General features: G+C 73.8%; 16 protein-coding genes. 7 read left to right on the top strand and 9 right to left on the bottom strand.

The annotated features are described in order from the left end of the window. Positions 1–10: 10 nt before the first annotated feature. The gene (locus tag ACWEF6_RS11915) at positions 11–1,531 is read left to right on the top strand and encodes a hypothetical protein (protein WP_449682915.1); all 1,521 of its coding nucleotides are present in this window, start codon (positions 11–13) and stop codon (positions 1,529–1,531) included. Here ACWEF6_RS11915 and ACWEF6_RS11910 read toward each other — a convergent pair. Genes ACWEF6_RS11910 through ACWEF6_RS11900 form a run of 3 tightly spaced genes read right to left on the bottom strand, consistent with a single transcriptional unit; the run spans position 1,522 to position 3,192 of the window. Then, entirely contained in the window at positions 1,522–1,947 is a 426-nt protein-coding gene (locus ACWEF6_RS11910; RefSeq protein ID WP_449682914.1) for a Rieske (2Fe-2S) protein, read from the bottom strand. The two genes, ACWEF6_RS11915 and ACWEF6_RS11910, sit on opposite strands and share 10 nt — an antisense overlap. 19 nt (positions 1,948–1,966) lie before the next feature. Further along, complete coding sequence (locus tag ACWEF6_RS11905) at positions 1,967–2,518, bottom strand: DUF6529 family protein (RefSeq protein WP_449682913.1); 552 nt, start codon at positions 2,516–2,518, stop codon at positions 1,967–1,969. Beyond that, positions 2,518–3,192, bottom strand: coding sequence for a hypothetical protein (locus tag ACWEF6_RS11900; protein ID WP_449682912.1), 675 nt, complete (start codon positions 3,190–3,192; stop codon positions 2,518–2,520). The genes ACWEF6_RS11905 and ACWEF6_RS11900 overlap by 1 nt, the downstream gene beginning before the upstream one ends. Positions 3,193–3,314: 122 nt before the next feature. Between ACWEF6_RS11900 and ACWEF6_RS11895 the strand changes: the two genes are divergently transcribed. After that, a complete protein-coding gene (locus ACWEF6_RS11895; RefSeq protein WP_449682911.1) occupies positions 3,315–4,337 on the top strand; it encodes an alpha/beta hydrolase in 1,023 nt (340 codons plus the stop codon). Continuing rightward, positions 4,337–5,203, top strand: a complete 867-nt coding sequence (locus ACWEF6_RS11890; RefSeq protein WP_449682910.1) for an alpha/beta fold hydrolase — start codon at positions 4,337–4,339, stop codon at positions 5,201–5,203. Before ACWEF6_RS11895 ends, ACWEF6_RS11890 begins: the two co-directional genes overlap by 1 nt. On the opposite strand, the gene ACWEF6_RS11885 is transcribed toward ACWEF6_RS11890, so the two are convergent. Continuing rightward, complete coding sequence (locus tag ACWEF6_RS11885) at positions 5,161–5,502, bottom strand: DoxX family protein (protein ID WP_449673647.1); 342 nt, start codon at positions 5,500–5,502, stop codon at positions 5,161–5,163. The two genes, ACWEF6_RS11890 and ACWEF6_RS11885, sit on opposite strands and share 43 nt — an antisense overlap. A 96-nt stretch (positions 5,503–5,598) precedes the next feature. After that, the gene (locus tag ACWEF6_RS11880; RefSeq protein ID WP_449682909.1) at positions 5,599–6,156 is read right to left on the bottom strand and encodes a TetR/AcrR family transcriptional regulator; all 558 of its coding nucleotides are present in this window, start codon (positions 6,154–6,156) and stop codon (positions 5,599–5,601) included. Positions 6,157–6,224: 68 nt separating this feature from the next. On the opposite strand from ACWEF6_RS11880, the gene ACWEF6_RS11875 reads away from it, so the two are divergent. Next, positions 6,225–7,154, top strand: coding sequence for an alpha/beta hydrolase (locus ACWEF6_RS11875; RefSeq protein ID WP_449682908.1), 930 nt, complete (start codon positions 6,225–6,227; stop codon positions 7,152–7,154). After that, a complete protein-coding gene (locus tag ACWEF6_RS11870) occupies positions 7,151–8,134 on the top strand; it encodes a class I SAM-dependent methyltransferase (protein WP_449682907.1) in 984 nt (327 codons plus the stop codon). Before ACWEF6_RS11875 ends, ACWEF6_RS11870 begins: the two co-directional genes overlap by 4 nt. Positions 8,135–8,209: 75 nt before the next feature. On the opposite strand, the gene ACWEF6_RS11865 is transcribed toward ACWEF6_RS11870, so the two are convergent. The 3 genes from ACWEF6_RS11865 to ACWEF6_RS11855 all read right to left on the bottom strand — a co-directional run bounded on the left by ACWEF6_RS11865 (position 8,210) and on the right by ACWEF6_RS11855 (position 10,581). Continuing rightward, positions 8,210–8,629, bottom strand: coding sequence for a DUF6292 family protein (locus ACWEF6_RS11865; protein WP_449682906.1), 420 nt, complete (start codon positions 8,627–8,629; stop codon positions 8,210–8,212). 275 nt (positions 8,630–8,904) lie between these two features. Next, positions 8,905–9,828: a non-homologous end-joining DNA ligase gene (gene ligD, locus ACWEF6_RS11860; RefSeq protein ID WP_449682905.1), complete on the bottom strand. Its 924-nt coding sequence runs from the start codon at positions 9,826–9,828 to the stop codon at positions 8,905–8,907. A gap of 9 nt (positions 9,829–9,837) precedes the next feature. After that, entirely contained in the window at positions 9,838–10,581 is a 744-nt protein-coding gene (locus tag ACWEF6_RS11855) for an ANTAR domain-containing protein (RefSeq protein WP_449682904.1), read from the bottom strand. A 323-nt stretch (positions 10,582–10,904) separates the two neighbouring features. Here ACWEF6_RS11855 and ACWEF6_RS11850 point away from each other — a divergent pair, with 323 nt between their 5' ends. Next, positions 10,905–11,642 (top strand): GAF domain-containing protein, encoded by a 738-nt coding sequence (locus tag ACWEF6_RS11850; protein WP_449682903.1) that lies wholly within the window; start codon positions 10,905–10,907, stop codon positions 11,640–11,642. A gap of 4 nt (positions 11,643–11,646) precedes the next feature. Beyond that, positions 11,647–13,032, top strand: a complete 1,386-nt coding sequence (locus ACWEF6_RS11845; RefSeq protein WP_449682902.1) for a PP2C family protein-serine/threonine phosphatase — start codon at positions 11,647–11,649, stop codon at positions 13,030–13,032. An 80-nt stretch (positions 13,033–13,112) separates the two neighbouring features. Here the strand turns inward: ACWEF6_RS11845 and ACWEF6_RS11840 are convergent, their stop codons facing one another. Next, the gene (locus tag ACWEF6_RS11840) at positions 13,113–13,508 is read right to left on the bottom strand and encodes an STAS domain-containing protein (protein WP_449682901.1); all 396 of its coding nucleotides are present in this window, start codon (positions 13,506–13,508) and stop codon (positions 13,113–13,115) included. Between the last annotated feature and the right edge of the window lie 33 nt (positions 13,509–13,541).

Below are 13,541 nucleotides of genomic sequence, written 5' to 3'. Positions count from 1 at the left end.
GGAGGTGCCGATGGCCACGAACGAACGACCGGCCCGGCTCGCGTTGACGGCGGCCGTGGTCGTCCTCCTGCTGGGTGCCGCCGGAGTCCTGGCGCGGCAGCAGTTCTCCGGGACGGCGAAGGCGGACGCGGACGCGGGCGTCGCCGGGATCGAGGTCGTGGCGCCGGCCGGCACCCGGTTCTCGATCCGTCCGGCACCGGAGCCCGACGTCGCGGCCCCGCTGACCCGCCGGATCGGCGGCGGCGCCGACCTGAGCTTCGACGGCCCGCCGCCGCAGGTCCGGATCCCGGTGCCCGCCGCGCCGCCGCCGGGGTTCGCGCCCGTCGTCGTCACCGGGAACGGGACGCGGCTCATCCCCGCCACCTACGACGGCGCCACCCGGAGCATCGTCGCGGCGGTCGCCCGCCCCGGCGGCTTCTGGGGCGGGCTGCTCGACCTCGCCGCGCTGGGCCGCGACACCGAGGCAGCCCCGAAGCCGGACTGCGCCGGGCGCGCCGCGAGTTCCGGCGGGGTGACCGTCGACGTCGGCACGCCGGACCCGCGGGCGCCGGTGTGGGTCTGCGTGACCGCCGGGAACGGCCGCGCGAACATCACCCTGACCTCGAATTCGCGGGTTCCGTACCGGATCGTCGCGCCGCCGGGCTGGCCGGAACCGGGCACGCGTACCGCGGCGGCGGGCACGGCCGCCGTGCAGGTCCTCGGCCGCCCGCGGCAGCGCGAGCTGCTCTGGCCCGGCGCCGGCGTGACCTACGACGTCGCCTTCGGCCAGTTGCCGGCGACCCTCCGCGGCCAGGCCGATCCCGGGCCCGCCCTCGGGACGGCGCTCGCCACGGCGGCCCACCGCGCGGCCGTGCTGTTCGGCCTGGCCGACGGCACCGGGCCGGCGGCCGGGGTGCTGACCTGCGCCGCCGACGCCGGCGCCGCCCGGTACCCCCCGGACCGGCCCTTCGCCGAGGTCGCGGCCGGGGTGTGGACGGCGCTCGAGCCGTGCCACCCGGACGGCGGCGACGTCGTGCGCCGGCTCGTCGCCGCCGGGATCGGGCCGGTGACCAGCAGCTTCGCCGAGGCGAGCCCGACGTTCGAGGTGCCAGTGACCACCAGCCGCGCGCAGCGGTTCACGCAGACCGTCGACTACCGCCCGCGGGCCGCGACGGCCCGGGCGACCGGCACCTGCCCGGCGGTGTCGGCGGTGTCCGGCCGCCACGACGCCTACCGCTGCACGGCGGGCGGCGCCACGCACGACCCGTGTTTCGCCGGGCCCGGAACGCGGCCGCAGGTCTGGTGCCCGACTTCGGCGACCGAGGCCGTCCTGCTGACCTACTCGGGTGCGCTGCCGTCGCCACCCCAGGCCGGCGGAACGACCGGCCCCTTCCTGCTCGTGCTGGAGAACGGCCTGCAGTGCGCCGCCGTGGCCGCGCCGGACGTCCGGTACACCTGCTCGGACGGGCGGACCGTGCTGCACGGCGAGCCGGACACTTCGAGTCCGATGTGGACGATCGAGGCCCGGACCATCGCGAAGGCCTACGCCTGAGCCAGGGTGATCCTGCCGCCGGTGACCGTGACCGCCTTCTTCTCCAGGGGCTTCGACGCCGGGCCGGTCGCCACCGAACCGTCGGCGATCTTGAACTTGCTGCCGTGGCAGGGACAGTTGATGGTGCCGTCGGCGACGGCGTCGACCGTGCAGCCCTGGTGGGTGCAGATCGCCGAGAAGGCCGCGAACGTCCCCGCCGCCGGCTGGGTCACCACGACCTGCTTGTCCGCGAAGACCTTGCCGCCGCCGACCGGGACGTCCGCGGCCGCGCCGAGTTCGGTGCCGGCCGGTGCCGGGGCGGCCGACGTCCCGTTCGTGCTGCCGCCGTAGGTGCTGCAGCCGGCCGCCAGCCCGGCGCCGAAGACCGCCAGGGCCGTCCGGCGCGCGAGCACCGGGTCCACGTCGTCGTTGTGCAACGTTCCGTCCTCCGCAGGCTCAGAAGGTCAGGCCGGACTGGGTGAAGAACCACAGCGACGCGCTCAGCCAGAGCCCGACCAGCCCGGTGAAGGCCAGGCCGCCCAGCAGCGGAAGCGACCACGCCGGTGCGCCGTCCTTGCGCAGCAGGAGCATCTTCGCGACGAACACGCCGTAGAAGAAGCACCCGAGCAGGGAATGCAGCAGGACGCGCAGGTCGAACGCCTGGAACCCGAGCGCGTACAGGCAGTGCATCGCGACCGGGATCGAGACGAGGAAGGCCAGCCGTCCCGACCACCGGTGCACCGGCGCAACCCACGCGGGCGCGCCGCCGCCGAGCTTGCCGTACAGCGCCAGTGCCGAGACGAGCTGGACGAGGGCGAGCACGACGACGACCGTGGCGAGCCACGCCTTCACCGCCTGCGGCCCGGAGAAGCCCGCGACGTTCACCGCGACCCCGGTCGGCGTGTGCAGGCCGCCGTAGACACCGAGCGCCACCGAGACGGCCGCGCCGACCACCAGCGGCACGACGAGTGCGGCCGCGGCGCGGTGACCCGCCACCGGGGCGGCCATCAGAAGTCACCGGTCCCGGCCAGGCCGCTGATCGCCTCGGCGGTCACCGGGGCGCCGTCGACGGTCGCGGTGGCCGCGGCCGGGTCGAGCGGCGGAGCGGCCGAGGGGCCTTCGTCCGTCGTGAGGATGCCGACCTGGCTGCCGTCGGGCTGCACGATCCAGCCGACCTTCGCCGCCTTGCCCTTCACCTTCGGCGTCGCCCGGTAGAGGCCGGCGGGTTTCTTCGCCGTCGGCACCGAGAACCGGTAGGTCTTGCCCGCCGCCGTCACGGTTCCGGTGGCCGAACTGATGTCGAAGGTGCCCGTCAGGGTCGCGTCCGGGGCGCCCTTGAGGTCGAGCTTTCCGTCGACGGTCACGCCCTGGAGCCAGGCTTCGAGCTTCTTGCCGTCGCAGACGTAGGCGATGGCGTGGCCGTCGCGCGCCGACACCGCGATCGACGCGCCACCACCGGTCACCTTCCCGGCGTAGTCCGCTCGCGCGGGCACATCGGCCTTCGGCGATGCGGATGGCGGCGCCGTCGTCGCGGGCGGTGGCGCGGCCGTCGTGGTGCTCGCGGCGTTCGCGGACCCGGCGACCGTCGGCGCGCCGGTCCCGGTCGCCACGTTGGCGATGCTGATCCCGCCGGCGAGCAGCACCCCGCCGAGCAGTGTGCACAACGGCCCCGGATGTCTCATGGCCTTCCCCGCTTCTCCCGGTCCACCACCGTGTCCGCAACACGGACCTCGGGCCGAAACGGCTCAACGCTACGCGTCGAAAAGAGGTAATGCTTAGCCCGTGCACGTGGTTGACTGGCCGCATGCTCCCCTGGGACGGCGAACTCGCCGGACGGCTCGACCGGCACACCGTGACGTCCGCGTTGCTGCGCGGCAATCCCCTCGGCGACCCGCACGAGCGGCCGCTGTGGGTGTACGTCCCGCCCGGCTACGACGACGGCGACGAGCGGTACCCGGCGGTGTACGTCATCCAGGGCTACACCGGGCACCTGACCATGTGGGCCAACCGGACCCCGTTCCGCCAGCCGTTCGTGGAGACGGCCGACGCCATCTTCGCCGGCGGCGCGCCGGGCTGCATCGTGGTGTACGTCGACGCGTGGACCGCCTACGGCGGCTCGCAGTTCGTCGATTCGCCGGGCACCGGTCGCTACCACTCGTACCTGTGCGACGAGGTCGTGCCGTGGGTCGACGAGCACTACCGGACGCTGCCCGGCCGCGAATCCCGCGCCATCGCGGGCAAGTCGTCGGGCGGGTTCGGCGCGATGATCACGCCGATGCTGCGGCCGGACCTGTTCGGCGCGCTGGCGACGCACGCGGGCGACTCGCTCTACGAACTGTGTTACGTCCCCGACTTCGGCAAGGCGGTCCGCGCGCTGCGCGGGTACGACCAGGACATCCAGGCGTGGTGGGCGGATTTCCGCGGCCGGCCGGCGTTCACCCGGCCGGAAGACGCGGTCCTGCTGACCGTGCTCGGCGTTTCGGCGTGCTTCTCGGCGCGCGAGGACGGGACGCCGGAGCTGCCCTTCGACCCGCTGACCGGAGCACTGCGGCCGGAGCAGTGGCAGCGCTGGCTGGACTGGGACCCGGTCCGGATGGTGGCCGGCCGCGCGGAGGCCATCCGCTCCCTGCGCGCGGTGTGGATCGACGCGGGCACGAGCGACGAGTACTTCCTCGACATCGGCGCGGAGGCGTTCCGGGCGGAGGTGGCCGCGGCCGGCCTGCCGGACGACCGGGTGCGCTTCGAGCTGTTCGACGCCGGCCACGGCGGGATCGACTACCGGTACCCGCTTTCGCTGGCCTGGCTGGCGGAACGGCTGGCCCGGTGATGGTCACCGAGACCGAACTCGTCCTGGCCGGCGGGCGCACCCTGCACGTCCACGACACCGGCGGCCCAGCGCGGCTCACCGTCTTCTGGCACCACGGCACCCCCAATACCGGCGCTCCGCCCGGGCCGTTGCTGCCGCTCGCCCGGGAGCTCGGCGTCCGGTTCGTTTCCTACGATCGGCCCGGCTACCGCAACTCCACTCCCGTCCCGGAGCGGACCGTCGGGAACGCCGCCGAGTGCGTCGAAGCCGTGGCCGAGGCGCTCGGGATCGGCGAGTTCGCCCTCATGGGGCACTCCGGTGGCAGCTCGCACGCCCTCGCCTGCGCCGCCCTGCGGCCGGACCGGGTGCTCGCCGTCGCGAGCATGGCCGCCGTCGCGCCCTTCGACGCCGACGGGCTCGACTGGTTCAGGGGCATGGCCGCCGCCAGTGCCGCGTCGCTGCGGGCCGCCGGCGAAGGCCGGGCCGCCAAGGAAAAGTACGAGGCCGCCGCGGAATTCGATCCCGACGTCTTCACCGCCGAAGACTTCGCCGTGCTCCGCGGGTCCTGGTCGTGGCTGGACGAGGTGGTCCGCGCGGCGCTCGCCCACGGGCCCGGCGGGCTGATCGACGACGACCTCGCCTACGTCCGGCCGTGGGGCGCCGATCCCGCGCGGATCACCGCGCCCGTCCTGCTCCTGCACGGCGAGCAGGACCGGATGATCCCCGCCACGCACAGCGCGTGGCTCGCCGGGCGGTGCCCGCACGCCGAGTACCGGCCCGTGCCCGGCGCGGGCCACCTGTCCGTGCTGCGCCACGCCGCCGACGCCCTCGCCTGGCTCGCCGATCACGGCAGCAGGGCCACCGAAACGACCACGGGCACCAGGTAGAGCAGCGGGAACGCCAGGTGCGCGTACGACCGCGCCCGGGCGACGGTGATCAGCGCGCCGGTGAAGTACAGGACCAGGCCGATCGCCGCCGCGATGCCGATCGGCGTCCAGAAGAGCCCGGCGAGCAGGCCCGCCGCGCCGGCCGCCTTGGCCGTGCCCAGCAGGTTCCACCACGTCCGGGGCACGCCGTACTCGGTAATCGGCTCGACGACCCACTTCGCGCGGGCGAACATCGAGACGGCCGAGAAGCCGACCCAGGCCGCGGCGGCGATGGTGACGATCAGGTGAGCGGTGTGCATCGGGACTCCTCGGGGTTCGCGGCCCCGCCGTCGGGGTCCGTCACCCCCACGACTCCGCGGCCCGATCCGATGTGACAGCCCGGCGCGTGACGGCCGTCACTGCCGCCGGAAGTACGCCACGACCATCTCGACCAGCGCGTCGACGTCGGCGTCGACCATCGGCTCGCCGGTCATGCCCATCCGGTGCAGCAAGGCGCCGACCACGACGTCGACGAAGAACAGCACCCGGTGCTCCGGTTCGCCGAGTGCGTCTTCGAGCGCGAGCCGGTAGGGGTCCTGCAGCCGCGACGACAGCACCACGCGCAGCGCCGGATCGCTGACGGCGTCGCTGAACACGCCGGCGAACGCGTCGCCCACCCCGGGTTCGCCGATCTTCGCCGCCGCCCAGCGGATGACCGCGGTCAGCAGCTCCGCCCGGCTCCCCCCGGCCAGCGGCGCCGGACCGAACGCGTCCAGGAGGCAGTCCACGATCAGCTCGCCCTTGGACGGCCAGCGCCGGTAGATCGTCGTCTTGGCGACGCCGGCTGCCGCCGCGATGCGTTCGACGGTCGCGCGGGCGTAGCCGAGCTCGGCGACCGTGGTCAGCGTCGCGGCGAACACCACGTCGTGGAGGCCGGCGCGGGGCCGGCCCGGCGGCCGGGCGGAAGACGTCATGGCGGGAGCCTACCGGTTTTCGCTACCGTAGGTTTCGATACCTGGGGTGTCGAAACCAAGGAGCGATCATGACCGTGCAGCGTCCACCGGAGCCGGACTGGCTCGCGATGACCACCGAGGAGCTTCTGACCTACCGCGAGGCGGAGAACCGCTTCCGGGCGTCCGCCGCCGCGCGGGCGATCACCGGGGAACCGCACCCGGACACCGTGATCGAGTGGCGCGACCTGCCGCTGCCCGGCCGCGACCTGCCGGTCCGGGTGTACCGGCCGGCCGTGGACGACGGCAGCGCTTTGCGTCTGATCGTCCACGTCCACGGCGGCGGGTTCGTCGGCACGGCGGTGCAGAGCGACTGGGTAAACAGCCTGCTCGCCGCCCGGCTGCCCGCGGTCGTCGTCTCGGTCGAACACCGGCTCGTCGCCCCGGACCACCCGCTCCCGGACGCCGTCGACGACGGCTGGGACGCGCTCCGGCACCTCGTGCGGGAGGCCGGGGCCTGGGGCATCGACCCGGCACGGGTCGCCGTCTTCGGTGAAAGCTGCGGCGGGCTGATCAGCGCGGTGGCCGCGATCCGGGCCCGGGAGACCGGGCTGCCCTTGCGGGCCCAGGTGCTCGTCAACCCGGCGCTCGACGTGACCGAGGCGATGTTCGAATACCCGTCGGTCGCCGAGTACGCCGAGACGCCGACGCTCTCGGTGCCGGTGCTGCGCCTGTTCCAGCGGCTCGCCGTCCCGCCGGGTACCGACGCGGTGTCCCCGATGCAGGCCGAGCTGGGTGACCTGGCTCCGGCGCTCGTGGTGGTCCCGACGCACGACCCGCTGGCCGATCACGGCCGCCGGTACGCCGAGCGTCTCGAGAAGGCGGGCACGACGGTCCGGCTGTCCGAGTACGCCGGCGCCGGGCACGCCTTCCTCAGCATGCCGGGCCTGGTGCCGCAGGCGGAGGCCGCGGCGGAGGAGATCCTCGGCTTCCTCCGGACGTCCTTCGCGGACCCGGCATGACCGCGGCACCGATCGACGGCGCGACCCTGGACGGGGTGGCGGCCACCTGCCTGTGGACCCTGCGCAACCGGGCCGAGGAGTCGCGGCACCCGGGCTCGGCGTTCGCCGATCCGCTGGCCGAACGCCTCCAGCGCCGGATCTCCTACGACTACGCGCGGTTCGGCAAGCCGGACCAGATCCACCCGCTGCGCGCAGTCGCCCTGGACTTCGCGATCCGCGCCTACCTGGACCAGCATCCCGACGCCACGGTGGTCGCGCTCGGCGAGGGCCTGCAGACCACCTATTGGCGCTTGGGGCGGCCCGAGGTCCACTGGCTTTCGGTGGACCTGCCGCCGGTGGCCGACCTGCGCCGGCGCCTGCTCCCGCCCGAACCGCGGATGACCATGCTCGGCGCCTCGGCCCTCGACCGCTCTTGGCTGGACGTCCCCGACCCGGCGCGCGGCGTGTTCATCTCGGCCGAGGGGCTGTTCATGTACCTCGAGCGGGCGGAGGTGTTCGCGCTCATCGCCGACTGCGCCGCGCGGTTCCCCGGCGGGCAGCTGTTCTTCGACTCGATCCCGCCGTGGCTCAGCCGGCGGACGGTGCGCGGCAAGCGGATTTCGGACCGGGGCGAGCGGTCTTCCCAGCGAGGCGGGCGGATTTCGCGGCGGGGCGGGCGGGTTTCCCAGCGGGGCGGGCGCGTTTCGTGGCGGGGCTCGCGGGGGCGCCCCCCGTTTTCCACTCTACCGGCCGGCACCGACAATTCCGGCCTGCGGCTGTCGGACCGCTACACCGTCCCGCCGATGCCGTTCGGGCTGACCGTGTCCGAAGCGGCCCGGCTGCCCGGCCGGATCCCCGGGGTGGCCGCCGTCGAAGACGTGCAGCTGCCGCCCGGGCGGCGGGCTTGGCGGCCGGGCAGCCTGCGGAAGCTCGCCAACCTGCCCGGCTTGCGCGATCTGCGCCCGTCGATCAGCCTGGTGAGCTTCGCCGAGCCCGGCTGATCGTCGCGGCCGGTCGTGAGCGGTGCCCCGGAACCGGCGGCACCGCCCACGACCGGCAGCGTCCACTGTGGAGGGTCAGTGGGCCGGTAGCAGCGGCAGGAGTTCCTGGTGGCGGCCGGCCCGGCGCAGCACGGGTGAGCCGGGGCCGGCCGGGTCCCGGGCGCCGGTCCGCATGGAGATCAGGAAGCGCACGACTTCGTGCGGCCGCGGCAGGATGTCCTCGCCGCCGAGGTAGGACAGGACGATCATCTCCTCGCCGCACGCCGCCTCGACCGCGACCGCCCAGCCGTGCACCTCGTCCCACAACAGCGCCACATCCCGCTCCGGGAACCGGCGCAGCCGCCAGTCCACCGCCAGGTACGCCGACACCGGGACGTCGACGTCCACGGTGCAGGATTCCAGGCCGAAGCCGAGCGCGCGGGCCACCTCCCCCAGATACGCGCGCAGCCCGCGCTGGAACCAGAATTCGAGATCGGTGTCGATCAGGCCGGACACCCGTTTCCTTTCGCCACGTTCGACAAGACCGGCAACAGCCGCCACGTCATTGTCTTTCGCCACCGCGGCGGCTGCCGCGCTTCGTGCGTAGACCGTACCGACTTCGCGGACTTCGGCCCACCGCCGGACATCCACCCCGGCGGTTCGTGCAGCGACACGGCCGTCTGCACGTGCACAACTCCACTGTGGACGATCAAATCCGCAGGTGAAGACGTTTTCCGCAATTCCCGGAAAACCTCCCGGGTACACCAGGAGGAATGGTGGCCGCCGAAAGTTCAGCCGAACGCAGGAATCGGAACCCGGGTGCGCTCCAGATCCGCGAACAGATCGCCGAGGTCCTCGACGCGCGCCAGGACTTCGCCGGCAGTAAACCTCAGGTGCGTGACGTGCCGGCAGGCGCGGACCTCGTCCCAGGTGACCGGCGTCGACGCGGTCGGCTCGTCGCGCCCGCGCAGCGAGTACGGCGCCACCGTGGTCTTGAACGGGTTGTTCTGGCTCCAGTCGATGAAGACCTTGCCCGGGCGCAGGTTCTTCGCCATCCGCGCCACGACGAGGTCCGGCGTCTCGGCGGCGAGCCGCTCGGCCAGCGCTTTCGCGTACCGCGACGGCTCGCCGGCGTCGGTCGTCACGATGCCCGCGTACAGCTGCATGCCCTTGGAGCCGCTCGTCTTCGCCACCGGGGTCAGGCCGTCGCCGACGAGGACGTCGTAGAGGCGCTCGGCGACCCGGCAGCAGTCGACGACCGTCGCGCCGGGACCCGGGTCGAGGTCGAACACCAGCCGGTCCGGGGTGCTGCGCTCGTCGTCGCCGGGCCCGACGGTCCACTGGTGGACGTGCAGTTCCAGCGCGGCGAGGTTGGCGGCCCACACGAGCTCGGGCAGGTCGTCGATCAGCGGGTAGGTGACGATCTCCGGGTCCTTGCCCCGGCCGCCGACGGGCAGGCGCGCGGTGCGGACCCAGTCCGGGGCGTGCCGGGGGACGTTCTTCTCGAAGAAGGAGCCACCGGTGACACCGTCGGGGAACCGCACGAACGTCATCGCCCGGTCGCGCACGTGCGGCAGCAGCACCGGTGCGATCCGCGTGTAGTAGTCGAGCACCTCGCCCTTGGTGAAGCCGGTGCGCGGGTAGAGCACCTTCTCGAGGTTCGAGAGCGTCAGCTGCCGCTCGCCGACCCGCACGGTGATCCGGCTCCCCGCCACGGGGCCACCCTACCGCGGCGGGACGTGCCCGGAGACGACTCGCTCGACGAACCGCTCGGCGACCTCGCGCAGTTTGGTGTTCTCCCGCTGCGATTGCTCCACCAGCAGTGAGAAGGCGTCTTCGGCGCCGACCTGGCGGATCGCCATCAGCATGCCTTTGGCCTGGTCGATGACCGCGCGGGAGGTCAGCGCGGTGCGCAGGTGCTCGGCCGTGTCCCGGGCGTGCAGGTACCGGTGGTAGACGCGGAGGATCGCCTCCACCGCGGCCGTGTAGAGCTCGAGCAGCTGCGCTTCGACCTCCTCGAAGCCGTCGTCCTGCCGTCCGTAGCAGTTGACCGCGCCGGAGAACTGCTCGTCGGCCACCAGCGGAGCGGCGAGGAAGCTCCCGAAGCCCGCCTCCCGGGCGCCCCGGGCGAAGTCCGGCCAGGTTTCGAGCGCGTCGGACACCGTGGTGCGGACGATCTTGCCGCCCCGCATCGCCTCCAGGCAGGGGCCGTCGCCGATCCGGTACTGCTCGCCGTCGAGCTCGTCGATCACGGCGCTGGTGGCGGTCGCGGTGTGCGGCACTTCCCCGGTGACCAGGGTGACCGACGCCTCGTCGACGCCGGGGAGGGCGTGGCGCACCTGCAGGCAGACGTGCTGCAGCAGGATCCGGAAGTCGTCTTCTTCCCGCAGCACCGCGTTGAGGGCTTCCAGCGCCCCGGTGACCTCGTCGAACAACGGCGACGCCGGTGCGGTCTCCGGCCGTTCCATGGGTGCTCCTCCCGCTCGGCACGCGAAGTGCCTCCGGGTACCCACTTCGCCGCCGATCCATGTCCGCCGGGTCAGCGCGCGTGGCCGCCAGTACGCCCAGCTCATGCCGAGCCGCTCGGCCTCGGCCAGATCGGTGCACGGCGTCCTCGTCGGCGGCGCCGCCCCAGGTGCGGCCGAGCCACCGGTCCGCGCCGGCCACCCAGCCGGCGCCTTGGTGGGTGAATTCGAGCGGGGCGTAGTAGTGGATCGTGGCGATCAGGTTGCCGTCGTCGGGCACGTTCCGGAGGGGTTTACCGGCGACCCCGGATTGGTAATCACCGGCCATGTCGTCGGAACAGGCCTCGCCGGGCGGGCTGCCGCTGGACGGTGAGCTGGCCACGGTCGCCGCCCGGATGTCCGGGCTGCTGCTGTCGCGCGAAACCGTGGATTCGGTGCTGGAGCTGATCGTTTCACTGGCGGACACGACGATCACCGCAGCGGCCGGCGTGGGGGTCACCCTCGTCGACGCCGAGGGTGGCTTCGTCACGACGAGCGCGTCGGGCCCGCTGGTGCGGGAGGCCGACGCCCTGCAGTACGAGCTCGGCGAAGGCCCCTGCATGGCCGCGCTGGCCGGGTGCTCGCCGCAGCGGATCGACGACGTCGCCACCGAACGGCGGTGGCGCCGGTGGTGCGCCGCGGTCGCCGGCTCGGGGCTGCGGTCGGTCGTCACCGCCCCGATGGTCACCGACGACGGCTGCCACGGCGCCATCAAGATCTACGCGACGGCGCCCGGCGCCTTCGGGCCCGTCGACGAGCGGGCGCTGGTGTCCTTCGCCGACCGGGCGGCCGTGCTCGTCGCCAACGCCCGGGCTTCCGAGCGAGCCGGCCGGTTGAGCGAGCGGTTCAAGGACACGCTGCGCGACCGCGACCGGATCGCCATGGCGAAGGGTTTCCTGATGGGCCGGGACGGCCTCGGCGAGGAAGCCGCGTTCGACCGGCTGCTCTCGCTGGCCCGCACCCACGGCGGCAGCCCCGCCGAGGCCGCTGCCCGCCTCGTCGGCCCGGTGCCGCGGGAAGGGTGAGTGCATGCGTTTCCTGCCCGAGGACGAACAGCGGCGGCTGATCGCCTCCTGCTTCGCCCGGAGCGACCTGACGCTGGAACAGCTGTGGATGCGCTACTTCGCGCTCGGCGGCAGCCTGGGCCTGCTGGAGCTGGACGCCTACCTCAACGGGCTGGTGACGCTGCCCCGCGTCGATCGCGACATGGTCGCCCACGCCGTCAACGAGCGGCTCGACGAGGTGACCGGCCCGGCCCGCGCGCCCTACAGCCACTCGCTGCAGGACGCGAAACCGTTGCACGGTCCGCTGAAGGCGCTCGTCGACCTCCTCGAGGGCGCGCACCGCGCCCCGCCGGAGCGGCTCCCGGCGATCGTCGCCGAGGCGGGCCGCTCGCTCGACCTGACGATCGGCGTCTACCTGGCCGACTACGACCAGCGGACGCTCGTGCCGCTGCAGCCGGGTGCCGCGGAGCTCGACATCGAGAGCACGATCGGCGGCGACGTGTTCCGCCGCGCCGGGACCACCGTGACCCGCGACGGGACACTGTGGACGGTGCTGCTCGACGGCGTCGAGCGGCTCGGGGTCCTGGAGATCGTCCCGGCCGGCGATCCGGACGACCCGGCGCTGCGGGAGCAGTGCCGCTGGCTGGCCACGCTGCTGGGGCACCTCGTCACCATCACGACCCAGTACGGCGACGGCCTGGACCGCCGTCGCCGCCACCGGCGTCGTGGCTCCCCCGCCGAGCTGCTGTGGCAGAGCCTGCCACCGCTGACCGCGGCGACCGGCGACGTGGTCGTCGGGGTGAGCGTCCAGCCGGCGTACGACCTGTGCGGCACGGTGTTCGACTACGCGCTTTCGGAGGAGCGGGTGCAGCTGGCGATGTTCGACGCCGGCGCGCGCACCCGCGACGCGAACACGGCGGTCGTGACCGCGCTCGCCGCCTACCGGGCCGCCCGCCACGGCGGAGCTCCCCTCGGCGAGCAGTTCGCCGCGGTCGGGGCGGAGCTCGCCGGCCTGCCGCCCGTCGGCGGGGTGCTCGCCGAACTGGAGTTGAAGACGGGCGTGCTGCGCCTGCTGCACGCCGGGCGGCCGGCCACCCTGATCGTCCGCGACGGTTCGGTGTGCCCGGTCACGGGGCCGGTCGCGCCGCGGTTCGCCGAGTGCGGCGAGGTCACGGAGCTGCGGCTCGAACCGGGCGACCTGCTCGCGCTGTGCTCCTGCGGCGTCACCGAGACCGCGGACGGTGCCGGGGAGCCGTTCGGGCGTGAACGGATTGCGGAACGGCTCGGCCGGGACGCCGGGGAGCTGCCGCCGGAGATCGCCCGCCGGCTGACCCGCGCGGTGTTCGCCCACGGGGGCGGGGAGTTCCGGCAGGACGCCGGGGTGTTGCTCGCGCGGTGGATTCCGCGCTGAGCCCGGGTGGACCGGAGGCTGTCGCCAGAGACCGCCGCAGCGCACCGCAACCGACCGGCGGCCGACCTCGGGCCGTGGCTTCAGCAGGCGGTGTCGTGGACCTCGGCCGCCAGCAGCTCGCGGAGGGCGTCCGACAGGGAGGCGAACATCGGGACCACCGCCGCCAGCCCGGTGATCCGGAACAGCCGGGCCAGGGTCCGGCTGTTCGCCACCACGCCGAACCGCCGTCCCGCTGCGCCGGCCCGCTCGGCCGCGGCCGCCAGGGCCCGTGCTCCGGCCAAGCCGACGAAGGCCACCTGCGTGAGGTCCACCACGGTCGTCCCCGGTGGGGCCGCTCGCAGCTCACGATCGAGGATCGGCAGGGTCAGGGCGTCGATTTCGCCGGTGAGGGTGAGCACCAGGAAACCGGGGCGGTACTCCGTCCGGCGCGCGACCAGGGGCGCGGACCGGGTGGGGACCGGAATGGCAGGGGACACGGGTTCGGTTGGCCTTCCGCGCCGGCCGGGGCC

The organism is Amycolatopsis sp. NPDC004772 (assembly GCF_053601215.1).
This window is presented reverse-complemented; position numbering and strand designations above follow the sequence as displayed.

Excerpts from the sequence above, each read along its gene's own strand:
- ACWEF6_RS11915 (WP_449682915.1), top strand. The coding sequence starts at position 11 with ATGGCCACGAACGAACGACCGGCCCGGCTCGCGTTGACGGCGGCCGTG.
- ACWEF6_RS11905 (WP_449682913.1), bottom strand. The coding sequence starts at position 2,518 with ATGGCCGCCCCGGTGGCGGGTCACCGCGCCGCGGCCGCACTCGTCGTG.
- ACWEF6_RS11900 (WP_449682912.1), bottom strand. The coding sequence starts at position 3,192 with ATGAGACATCCGGGGCCGTTGTGCACACTGCTCGGCGGGGTGCTGCTC.
- ACWEF6_RS11895 (WP_449682911.1), top strand. The coding sequence starts at position 3,315 with ATGCTCCCCTGGGACGGCGAACTCGCCGGACGGCTCGACCGGCACACC.
- ACWEF6_RS11890 (WP_449682910.1), top strand. The coding sequence starts at position 4,337 with ATGGTCACCGAGACCGAACTCGTCCTGGCCGGCGGGCGCACCCTGCAC.
- ACWEF6_RS11885 (WP_449673647.1), bottom strand. The coding sequence starts at position 5,502 with ATGCACACCGCTCACCTGATCGTCACCATCGCCGCCGCGGCCTGGGTC.
- ACWEF6_RS11880 (WP_449682909.1), bottom strand. The coding sequence starts at position 6,156 with ATGACGTCTTCCGCCCGGCCGCCGGGCCGGCCCCGCGCCGGCCTCCAC.
- ACWEF6_RS11875 (WP_449682908.1), top strand. The coding sequence starts at position 6,225 with ATGACCGTGCAGCGTCCACCGGAGCCGGACTGGCTCGCGATGACCACC.
- ACWEF6_RS11870 (WP_449682907.1), top strand. The coding sequence starts at position 7,151 with ATGACCGCGGCACCGATCGACGGCGCGACCCTGGACGGGGTGGCGGCC.
- ACWEF6_RS11855 (WP_449682904.1), bottom strand. The coding sequence starts at position 10,581 with ATGGAACGGCCGGAGACCGCACCGGCGTCGCCGTTGTTCGACGAGGTC.
- ACWEF6_RS11850 (WP_449682903.1), top strand. The coding sequence starts at position 10,905 with ATGTCGTCGGAACAGGCCTCGCCGGGCGGGCTGCCGCTGGACGGTGAG.
- ACWEF6_RS11845 (WP_449682902.1), top strand. The coding sequence starts at position 11,647 with ATGCGTTTCCTGCCCGAGGACGAACAGCGGCGGCTGATCGCCTCCTGC.